This window comes from Pseudomonas sp. FSL R10-2189 (genome assembly GCF_009600325.1).
Classification (GTDB): Bacteria; Pseudomonadota; Gammaproteobacteria; order Pseudomonadales; family Pseudomonadaceae; genus Aquipseudomonas; species Aquipseudomonas helleri.
In genome coordinates, this window is the sequence record NZ_WIVZ01000068.1 from 1 (window position 1) to 8,676 (window position 8,676).

Genomic DNA, 8,676 nt, shown 5'->3' on the forward strand with positions numbered 1-8,676 from the left:
GGGCCTGGCACGGCTGCGCGCCCTGGTGCCGGGCGTGCCCCTTGCGCCTGTGGCCGGCGACGACCTGGCCGAGCGCCTGGGTCTGCGGCATTACCCGGTGCTGATCACAGCCACCGGCATCGAGCAATGAAGCCATGTCGGGGAAACAGCCGGTCGAGGTTTTGCTGCGCCCAGCGGTGGAGTTCTATACCGTCGCGGCGTGTGCAGGCGCCGCGTTTCTGTCCCTGGTGGCCCCGTGGTCGCTCGCGCTGAGCCCCGCCATGGGCGTCGGCAGTGCGCTGGCGTTCTGCGTCTACGGTGCCATCCGCTACCGCGATGCCCGCGTCATCCTGCGCTACCGGCGCAACATTCGCCGCTTGCCGCGCTACGTGATGACCAGCAAGGACGTGCCGGTCAGCCAGCAGCGTCTGTTCGTGGGGCGGGGGTTTCTGTGGGAGCAGAAACACACCCATAGGCTGATGCAGACGTACCGACCGGAATTTCGCCGCTACGTCGAGCTGACGCCGGCCTACCGGCTGGCGCGCAGGCTGGAGGAACGGCTGGAGTTCGCGCCGTTCCCGCTGTCCCGGCTACCTGCGCTCACGGGCTGGGATGTACCTTTCAATCCGGTGCGCCCACTGCCGCCTGTGGGCGGCTTGCCGCGCCTGCACGGCATCGAACCCGATGAGGTGGACGTCAGCCTGCCGCTGGGTGAGCGCGTCGGGCATTCGCTGGTGTTGGGCACCACGCGCGTGGGCAAGACGCGGTTGGCCGAATTGTTCGTGACCCAGGACATCCGGCGCAAGAACGCCGACGGCGAGCACGAGGTCGTCATCGTCATCGACCCCAAGGGCGACGCCGATCTTTTGAAGCGGGTGTACGTCGAGGCCAAGCGTGCGGGCCGCGAGGGCGAGTTCTATGTCTTCCATTTGGGCTGGCCGGACATTTCCGCGCGCTATAACGCCGTGGGTCGCTTTGGGCGCATCAGCGAAGTGGCGACCCGCGTTGCAGGGCAGCTCTCCGGGGAAGGCAACAGCGCGGCATTTCGCGAGTTTGCGTGGCGCTTCGTCAACATCATCGCCCGTGCCCTGGTGGAACTGGGGCAGCGCCCGGACTACATGCTGATCCAGCGCCATGTGATCAACATCGACGCGCTGTTCATCGAGTACGCCCAACACTACTTCGCCAAGACCGAGCCCAAGGCCTGGGAGGTGATCGTCCAGATCGAGGCCAAGCTAAACGAGAAGAACATCCCGCGCAACATGATCGGGCGCGAAAAGCGCGTGGTGGCGCTGGAGCAGTACCTCTCGCAGGCGCGCAACTACGACCCGGTGCTCGACGGCCTGCGCTCGGCAGTCCGCTACGACAAGACTTACTTCGACAAGATCGTCGCATCGCTGCTGCCGCTGCTGGAGAAGCTCACCAGCGGCAAGATCGCCCAGCTTTTGGCCCCGAACTACTCCGACCTGGCCGACCCGCGCCCGATCTTCGATTGGATGCAGGTGATCCGAAAGCGCGCCGTGGTCTATGTCGGCCTCGATGCGCTGTCCGACGCCGAGGTCGCCGCGGCGGTCGGCAATTCCATGTTCTCCGACCTGGTTTCGGTCGCCGGGCACATCTACAAGCACGGGATCGACGACGGCCTGCCGGGGGCTTCGGCTGGCACGCGCATTCCCATCAACGTCCATGCCGACGAGTTCAACGAACTGATGGGCGACGAGTTCATCCCCCTCATCAACAAGGGCGGCGGTGCCGGGCTGCAAGTCACCGCGTACACGCAGACGCTCTCGGACATCGAGGCCCGCATCGGCAACCGCGCGAAGGCCGGCCAGGTGATCGGCAACTTCAACAACCTGTTCATGTTGCGGGTTCGGGAAACCGCCACCGCGGAACTGCTGACCCGTCAATTGCCAAAGGTGGAGGTCTATACCACCACCATCGTCTCCGGCGCGACCGATGCCTCGGACATCCGCGGGACGACGGACTTCACCAGCAACACGCAAGACCGCATCAGCATGTCGAGCGTGCCGATGATCGAGCCGTCCCACGTCGTCGGCCTGCCCAAAGGTCAGTGCTTCGCGCTGTTGCAAGGTGGCCAGCTTTGGAAGGTGCGCATGCCGTTGCCGGCGCCAGACCCGGACGAGGTAATGCCGGCGGACTTGCAGCAACTGGCCGGGCACATGCGCCAGAGCTACAGCGAGGCCACGCAGTGGTGGGAGTTCACCAGCTCCCCGGTCTTGCAGGACGCGGCCTTGCCGGACGACCTGCTCGATGAGGCGGCCATCGCCATACCCATCACCGACACGGGCGACACGGCCAGCGAAGAGGCCGCGCCATGAGCGATGCCGCCTCCACTGCGCAGCGCGAGCAGAACCGCCGCCAGGGCCTGATCGTTGGCACCATCACCTTGCCGTTCCGACTGCTCGGAGTGCTGGTCGGCTCGCTGCTGTTCTCGATCCTGATGGAGTGCATCGGCATGCACCTGTTCTGGAAAGACCAGGGCTGGCAGCACTCCCAGCAAATGTTGCAGTACGAGCTGGGGCACCTGTCCAAGCATTTCACGCGCAGCGTGGTCGTGCAGGAGCCGGGGCGAACGGCGCACGAGCTGGTGGACACGGGTTATGAATGGGTGTTCGTGCGATCAGGGCTCCTGGAGCGCATGAGCCAGACCGCCGAGCGCGCCCGCGCGCCCAGCCAGGGGAAAAACCAGGACGGAGGGCGCAACTTCCGCTACTTCATCAGCCAGGTCTATGTCTGGACGGAGAGCTACCTGATCGCCGCAGCCTTCACGACGCTTACTTTCCTCGTGCGCCTGCTGGTCCTGGCGCTCACGCTGCCGCTGATCTTCACGGCCGCTTTCGTCGGCCTGATCGACGGTTTGGTACGGCGGGATGTGCGCCGGTTCGGAGCAGGCCGGGAATCCGGCTTTATCTATCACCGAGCGAAAGCGAGCCTGATGCCGCTGGCCGTGCTGCCCTGGGTCACGTACCTGGCGCTGCCGATCTCGGTGCATCCGCTGCTGATCCTGCTGCCGAGCGCGGCCTTGCTGGGGCTGGCCGTGAGCCTGACTGCAGGGAGCTTCAAGAAGTACCTCTAGGCCATCAATCCGGTCATCCGCAGGTTCTTATTGTTTGCGGCCTGATACGCCTTTGATCGCCACGATCAAACCATTGCTTATCACACAGGAATGGCGCGATGTTGGCTCCGATCTGGCTGCGCGCCGCGCATCGCGGCGTGCCCACTTTTCTCGTGACGGCCCTGCTGATGGGTCAGTTCCCGGTTGCCTTGGCCGAATCCCCGGCACAGCGCCAGGAGCTGGTTGCCGCGCTACGCCAGCTCGACGCGCTGGAGCGCACCATCGCGGATGGCGCTGCACACGCACCCATCCAGCCGGGCGAGCGCTACCACTTCGATTACCCACGACTGCTGGCTGATCTGGCGCGTGTGCGCGCCGGCATCCAGGCCCATCTCACACCGTCGCGCGCCCAGCCACGCGACCTCTCCGAACTGGCTGGTGAGTACCGCACCGAGCGGACCGCCCCGCCATCGCTGCCGACGACTGCGCAGGGCAGACCATGAACGGCGCCCAGGTCTCGGCATTTCAAGCCAACAGCGGTATCGCGCCGTCCGCGATGGCGACCGTTCTGGTCGGCATCGTGTTTGCGGTTCTGCTCGTCTGGGGCGTCTGGGCCATCCGAACGGCCTACGTGGGGTGGGCCGAGAACCGCCTCAACCAACGCCAGTTCCTCGGCGTCTGCATCCGCTTCGTCGCGATGTACCTCGTCATGACGTTCTTCCTCCTCTCCTGACCTGAAGGGATTGACCATGCCAAACCGCATCCTCACTACTCGTTTTGTCCAACGCGCCGCCGTCGCCCTGGGTGCCGCCGCGCTGCCCGCGCTGTCGTTTGCGCAAGGTCTGCCGCAGCTGGAAAACCCGACCCGCGGCGCCGGCAGCGGCATCATGGAAACAATCAGGAACTACGGCTACGACATCATCATGCTCGTGGCCCTCCTGGTGGTGGCGTCGATGTTCATTGGCGTGTGCTACCACGCCTACGGCACCTACGCGGAAATCCACACCGGTCGCAAGACTTGGGGGCAGTTCGGTCTCACGGTCGCCATCGGCGCCGTCCTGCTCGTGATCGGCATCTGGCTGCTCACCGAAGCCACCGGCATCCTGTAAGCGAGGACGGGCTATGTCCGAGCAACAGCATGTCCGTGCCGATGGGACAGTCACGTTCCTTCCACACCGGCTCAACAGGCACCCGGTGGTCGTGCGCGGCCTCACTGCCGATGAGTTGTGGATTTGCTGCGGCCTGTCCGGCGCTGCCGGCCTGGTGGTTGGCGCGCCGCTGTCGTGGGTGTTCCGCACGATTGCCATCGCGCCGACCTTCGTTGTCCTGGGCGTGGCGCTGGGCGTTTTCATCGGCGGCGGCATCCTGCGCCGTCTCAAGCGTGGGCGTCCCGACACCTGGCTGTACCGGCAGTTGCAGTGGCGCATTGCCACGCGCCATCCGCTGATGGCCGGTTGGGTGGGCGGCCATGTGCTGATCTCGCGCTCCGGTTTCTGGACCATCCGCAGGGGCATGCACGGGGGCGCGCGATGAGCCGTTTCAAGAACGAGATCACCCACCTGCAGGCGCACATCAAGACGCTGCGCCTCGGCGCGGGTGCGCTGGTCATCGTCGCCCTGGTCATGGGCGGCGGCTGGTGGAGCGCACCGCGCGATCTGACCATCCACGTCCCGCCTGACCTACGCTCCGGCAGTACCCGCAAGTGGTGGGAAGTGCCGCCCGAGTCGGTCTATGCGTTCACGTTCTACGTGTTCCAGACCCTCAACCGCTGGCCGACAAATGGCGAAGAAGATTACCCGCGCAACCTCCATACGCTCTCGCCGTACCTCACCCCGTCCTGCCAGGCATTCCTCAAGGCGGACTACGACTACCGCCGCAGCACCGGCGAACTGCGCCAGCGGGTGCGCGGCATCTACGAAATCCCCGGTCGCAGCTATGGCGACAACCCCACGGCGCGCGTGCGTGTGATCTCCGACCGCGACTGGGTGGTGACGTTGGACATCAGCGCCGACGAGTACTACGGCGCCGAGCAGGTCAAACGCGCCCTGGTGCGCTACCCCGTAAAGGTCGCGCGGGTGGACGTCGATCCCGCACGCAACCCGTTCGGCCTGGTGATCGACTGCTACGAGGGCACGCCCCAGCGCATCAGCGCACCGGAGCCGACGCGCCCGGTGCCTGGTGGCCTGACGCCGCAAGCGCCTCAAGGAGGTAATTCCCCATGAAGCCCATGAAGCATCCTGTACTCGCGCTGCTGGGGCTGCTGGCCGTGGCCGCCGCAGTGGTCGTGTCCCCCGCTGTCCAGGCGGTGGAGATCCTGCGTTGGGAGCGCATGCCGCTGGCGGTGCCGTTGAAGGTCGGCCAGGAGCGCATCGTGTTCATCGACCGAAACGTCCGCGTGGGCGTTCCCGCAGGCGTCGGTGAGCGCTTGCGCGTGCAGAGCGCGGGCGGCGCGGTCTACCTGCGCGCCAGCGAGCCGATCGAGCCCACTCGGCTGCAATTGCAGGACGCCGACACCGGCGCGCTGATCCTGCTCGACATTGCGGCGGAGCCGCCCAAGGACGGCGAAGCCGAGCTGGAACCGGTGCGAATCGTCGAGGGCAACAACTCAACAGCGCGCTATGGCGATCAGCCTGACGGTGCCGATGCGCCCCATGCACGCGCTCAGGAGCAGGCGGGCACCCGGACGGCGCGGCGCGAAACGCCAATCCCCGTCGTGCTGACACGTTTTGCTGCGCAGAACCTCTACGCACCGCTGCGCACCGTGGAAGCCTTGCCAGGCGTCATGCGGGTCAACCTGCGCCGCGACCTCGACCTCGGCACGCTGATGCCGACCTTGCCGGCACGCGCGGTCGCGCTCGCCTCGTGGCGCCTGGAAGACCAGTGGGTCACTGCCGTGCGCCTGACCAACAGTAGCAGCGACTGGATCAGCCTCGACCCGCGCGTGCTGCAAGGGGATTTCCTCACCGCCACCTTCCAGCACGAGGCGCTTGGCCCGCGCGGAACCCCCGAGGACACCACCGTCCTGTACCTGGTGACGCGCGGGCACGGCCTCGCGCAAACGCTGCTGCCGGCGATCCATCGCTTCGACCCCGCTGTGCATCTCCCGCAGCCCAAAGCAGCAGCCAGCGACGACAGGGAGGCCCGCCATGCGCAGTAACGGACTCCTGAAGTGGCTGCTGATCCCCGTGGCCCTGCTGGTGCTGTTTGTCGCCATCCGGCTGTTTTCCGGTGGCGGTGCGTCGGCACCGCCTGTCGCGGATGGCGGCGGCAGGCTTACGCCGGAAGAAATGAAGGCGCTGGGCATCGAGGGTGACACCCCGCGCGACACCGTGGCGACGCTGGTTGCCCAGGTGAAGCAGTTGCGCACCGAGCTTCAGACCGCGCTGTCCGACAACAGGTCGCAGCGTGAGGAGAACCTGCGACTGCGCCAGCGCGAGAACGCCATCGACCAACGCATCAGTTCCGCCCTCGAATCCGAGCGCTCCAACCTGCGCCGCGACCAACAGCAGGCGGCCAGCGCGCGCCAGCAGACCGAGGGGCTGCTCGCTGACCTGCAGCAGCGCCTGGACAGCATCGGCGGGCGTGGCGGCGGCCATGCCGATTTGCCGGTGGGGCTGGGCCTGCGTGACGGCGACGAGGCCGGCATGGAAGGCGGTATGCGCTGGGTGGAGCCGGATGACGCGAAACAAAGCGACGGGCGTGGCAGGTCGAATGGCGGCATAAGCTTCCCCACCAGCTTCGGTTCCGCACAGAGCACGCTGGAAACCACAGCGCAAACCGTGGCGAACGCGGGCGCACGCGCGGCAGGCGTCAAGAGCCCGACGCCCGTCTATACCGTGCCGACCAACTCGACGCTGATGGGGTCGGTGGCGATGACGGCGCTGATTGGCCGCGTGCCGATCGACGGCACGGTGAACGATCCATACCCCTTCAAGGTCTTGGTCGGGCCTGACAATTTGACCGCGAACGGCATCGACATTCCCGATGTGGCCGGGGCCGTGTTCTCCGGCACCGCATCGGGCGACTGGACGCTCTCCTGCGTGCGCGGCCAGGTGCGCAGCATCACCTTCGTGTTCCATGACGGGACCATCCGCACCATCCCCGAGGATCGTGAGGGCAACCAGCAGAACAACCAACAACGCGACGGCCTGGGCTGGATCAGCGACCCGCACGGCATTCCCTGTGTCAGCGGCGAGCGGCGCAGCAATGCGCAGCAGTACCTCGGCACCCAGGCGCTGATCACGGCGGCTGGGGCTGGCGTGGCCTCGCTGATCGAATCCGACAGTGGCAGGGCGTCCTATGTCGGCGCCGACGGCTCCATCGGCAGCGTGGGCATCAGCGGCCAGGAAGCCGTGGGCCGGATTCTCGCCAGCGGCGTCCAGGACATGTCGAGCTGGGTCAACAAGCTCTACGGCCAGGCCTTCGCTGCCGTTTATGTGCAGCCCGGTGCCAAGGTCGCCGTCCACCTCGAAAAGCCGCTCGCCATCGACTTCGATCCCGAAGGCCGCAAGGTCGATCACCGCGCAGGAGAAAGCCATGCCCTCGAACTTGAATAGCTGGGCTCAGGGCCTGGCGCTGGCCTTGGCCGTCGCGCTGCTCGGTGGCTGCGCCACCAGCAAGGAAAAGCTGCTGACCCACGGCGACAGCACGATGATGAACATCTGGCAGCAGAACGCCGGCGACGGCGGCGGTGGTGCCGGCCAGGTAGCGCGCAGGCAGTTGCTCGATGCGCGCCAGAGCCTGCGCAGGCCGCTGACCGAGATGGACGTGCAGGCCGCGCCTGCCGAGCAGATGCGCTACACGCGCACGGCGCGCAACGAGGTCTACCGCCAGTTCCAGCGCCTGCCCAACCCCGATCTCGTGATGTACGTGTATCCGCATTTGGCGGGCACCGACCCAGTGCCGATTCCGGGCTATACGACCGTGTTCCCGCTGTACCAGCGCGTGCAGTACGCCATGCCAGGCGAGCGCGTGGAGGATTACTGATGCGCTGGAAACTCCCCAGACCGAAGCCGACCGCGCCGAAGCTGGCCGCATCCGATGCTGACGACGACGAGCAGCCGGACGGCTGGCAACGCCACGTCGAGGCACTGCGCCAGGTCGGCATCCCCGAACCCGGCACGGCGGTGCAAGGCCGCAGGCCGGCGACCCTGGCAGACGAGCAGGCGCTGTACGAGGTCGCGCCGTCGTTCGTGGAACTGCTGCCCTGGGTGGAGTTCATGCCCGAGTCGAAATCGATGCTCCTGGAGGACGGCCAATCGGTGGCGGCGTTCTACGAACTGGTGCCGCTGGGTACCGAAGGCCGGGAACCCGGCTGGCTCGCGCATGCCCGCGACGCGCTGGAAAACGCGCTTCAGGACAGTTTCGATGAACTGGACGAGAACCCGTGGGTGCTCCAGCTCTATGCCCAGGACGAACCGAGCTTCGACCAGTACATGCAGACCTTGCGCGATTACGTGCAGCCACGTGCGCGCGGCTCGGCGTTCACCGAGTTCTACTTGCGCTTCTTCGGCCACCACCTGCGCGCTGTGGCCAAGCCCGGCGGCCTGTTCGAGGACACGGTGGTCACGCGGCTGCGCTGGCGCGGCCAGACGCGGCGCGTGCGCATGGTGGTGTACCGC

At 66.6% G+C, this 8,676-nt stretch carries 12 protein-coding genes; all 12 read left to right on the plus strand.

The genetic code is table 11. The features are described from left to right. Window positions 1-130, plus strand: a 130-nt coding sequence (locus tag GHO32_RS25600) for a DUF2859 domain-containing protein (RefSeq protein WP_153443066.1), incomplete at its 5' end; no start/stop codon positions are given. A 4-nt stretch (window positions 131-134) separates the two neighbouring features. Beyond that, the gene (traD, locus tag GHO32_RS25605) at window positions 135-2,318 is read left to right on the plus strand and encodes a type IV conjugative transfer system coupling protein TraD (RefSeq protein ID WP_034065588.1); all 2,184 of its coding nucleotides are present in this window, start codon (window positions 135-137) and stop codon (window positions 2,316-2,318) included. Continuing rightward, window positions 2,315-3,076: a TIGR03747 family integrating conjugative element membrane protein gene (locus GHO32_RS25610; RefSeq protein ID WP_034065589.1), complete on the plus strand. Its 762-nt coding sequence runs from the start codon at window positions 2,315-2,317 to the stop codon at window positions 3,074-3,076. The genes traD and GHO32_RS25610 overlap by 4 nt, the downstream gene beginning before the upstream one ends. Window positions 3,077-3,174: 98 nt before the next feature. Beyond that, on the plus strand, window positions 3,175-3,558 hold the full coding sequence (locus GHO32_RS25615; protein WP_012251136.1) for an RAQPRD family integrative conjugative element protein: 384 nt from the start codon (window positions 3,175-3,177) through the stop codon (window positions 3,556-3,558). Then, window positions 3,555-3,788, plus strand: coding sequence for a TIGR03758 family integrating conjugative element protein (locus tag GHO32_RS25620; protein WP_012205981.1), 234 nt, complete (start codon window positions 3,555-3,557; stop codon window positions 3,786-3,788). Before GHO32_RS25615 ends, GHO32_RS25620 begins: the two co-directional genes overlap by 4 nt. Window positions 3,789-3,804: 16 nt before the next feature. Beyond that, window positions 3,805-4,164: a TIGR03745 family integrating conjugative element membrane protein gene (locus tag GHO32_RS25625; protein WP_012205982.1), complete on the plus strand. Its 360-nt coding sequence runs from the start codon at window positions 3,805-3,807 to the stop codon at window positions 4,162-4,164. Between the two features lie 13 nt (window positions 4,165-4,177). Continuing rightward, window positions 4,178-4,588 carry a TIGR03750 family conjugal transfer protein gene (locus tag GHO32_RS25630; RefSeq protein WP_034065591.1) on the plus strand — a complete coding sequence of 137 codons (411 nt, stop codon included), beginning with the start codon at window positions 4,178-4,180 and terminating at the stop codon, window positions 4,586-4,588. Beyond that, window positions 4,585-5,277, plus strand: coding sequence for a PFL_4703 family integrating conjugative element protein (locus GHO32_RS25635; protein WP_012205984.1), 693 nt, complete (start codon window positions 4,585-4,587; stop codon window positions 5,275-5,277). Before GHO32_RS25630 ends, GHO32_RS25635 begins: the two co-directional genes overlap by 4 nt. Before the next feature lie 5 nt (window positions 5,278-5,282). After that, complete coding sequence (locus GHO32_RS25640; protein ID WP_153443070.1) at window positions 5,283-6,212, plus strand: TIGR03749 family integrating conjugative element protein; 930 nt, start codon at window positions 5,283-5,285, stop codon at window positions 6,210-6,212. Further along, window positions 6,202-7,611, plus strand: coding sequence for a TIGR03752 family integrating conjugative element protein (locus GHO32_RS25645; RefSeq protein WP_034065593.1), 1,410 nt, complete (start codon window positions 6,202-6,204; stop codon window positions 7,609-7,611). Before GHO32_RS25640 ends, GHO32_RS25645 begins: the two co-directional genes overlap by 11 nt. After that, a complete protein-coding gene (locus GHO32_RS25650; RefSeq protein ID WP_012205987.1) occupies window positions 7,592-8,041 on the plus strand; it encodes a TIGR03751 family conjugal transfer lipoprotein in 450 nt (149 codons plus the stop codon). Before GHO32_RS25645 ends, GHO32_RS25650 begins: the two co-directional genes overlap by 20 nt. Further along, window positions 8,041-8,676: TraC family protein (locus tag GHO32_RS25655; protein ID WP_153443068.1), on the plus strand; the 636-nt coding region annotated here is incomplete at its 3' end. The genes GHO32_RS25650 and GHO32_RS25655, both read left to right, overlap by 1 nt.

Excerpts from the sequence above, each read along its gene's own strand:
- GHO32_RS25615 (WP_012251136.1), top strand. The coding sequence starts at position 3,175 with ATGTTGGCTCCGATCTGGCTGCGCGCCGCGCATCGCGGCGTGCCCACT.
- GHO32_RS25630 (WP_034065591.1), top strand. The coding sequence starts at position 4,178 with ATGTCCGAGCAACAGCATGTCCGTGCCGATGGGACAGTCACGTTCCTT.
- traD (WP_034065588.1), top strand. The coding sequence starts at position 135 with ATGTCGGGGAAACAGCCGGTCGAGGTTTTGCTGCGCCCAGCGGTGGAG.
- GHO32_RS25635 (WP_012205984.1), top strand. The coding sequence starts at position 4,585 with ATGAGCCGTTTCAAGAACGAGATCACCCACCTGCAGGCGCACATCAAG.
- GHO32_RS25610 (WP_034065589.1), top strand. The coding sequence starts at position 2,315 with ATGAGCGATGCCGCCTCCACTGCGCAGCGCGAGCAGAACCGCCGCCAG.
- GHO32_RS25620 (WP_012205981.1), top strand. The coding sequence starts at position 3,555 with ATGAACGGCGCCCAGGTCTCGGCATTTCAAGCCAACAGCGGTATCGCG.
- GHO32_RS25640 (WP_153443070.1), top strand. The coding sequence starts at position 5,283 with ATGAAGCATCCTGTACTCGCGCTGCTGGGGCTGCTGGCCGTGGCCGCC.
- GHO32_RS25650 (WP_012205987.1), top strand. The coding sequence starts at position 7,592 with ATGCCCTCGAACTTGAATAGCTGGGCTCAGGGCCTGGCGCTGGCCTTG.
- GHO32_RS25645 (WP_034065593.1), top strand. The coding sequence starts at position 6,202 with ATGCGCAGTAACGGACTCCTGAAGTGGCTGCTGATCCCCGTGGCCCTG.
- GHO32_RS25625 (WP_012205982.1), top strand. The coding sequence starts at position 3,805 with ATGCCAAACCGCATCCTCACTACTCGTTTTGTCCAACGCGCCGCCGTC.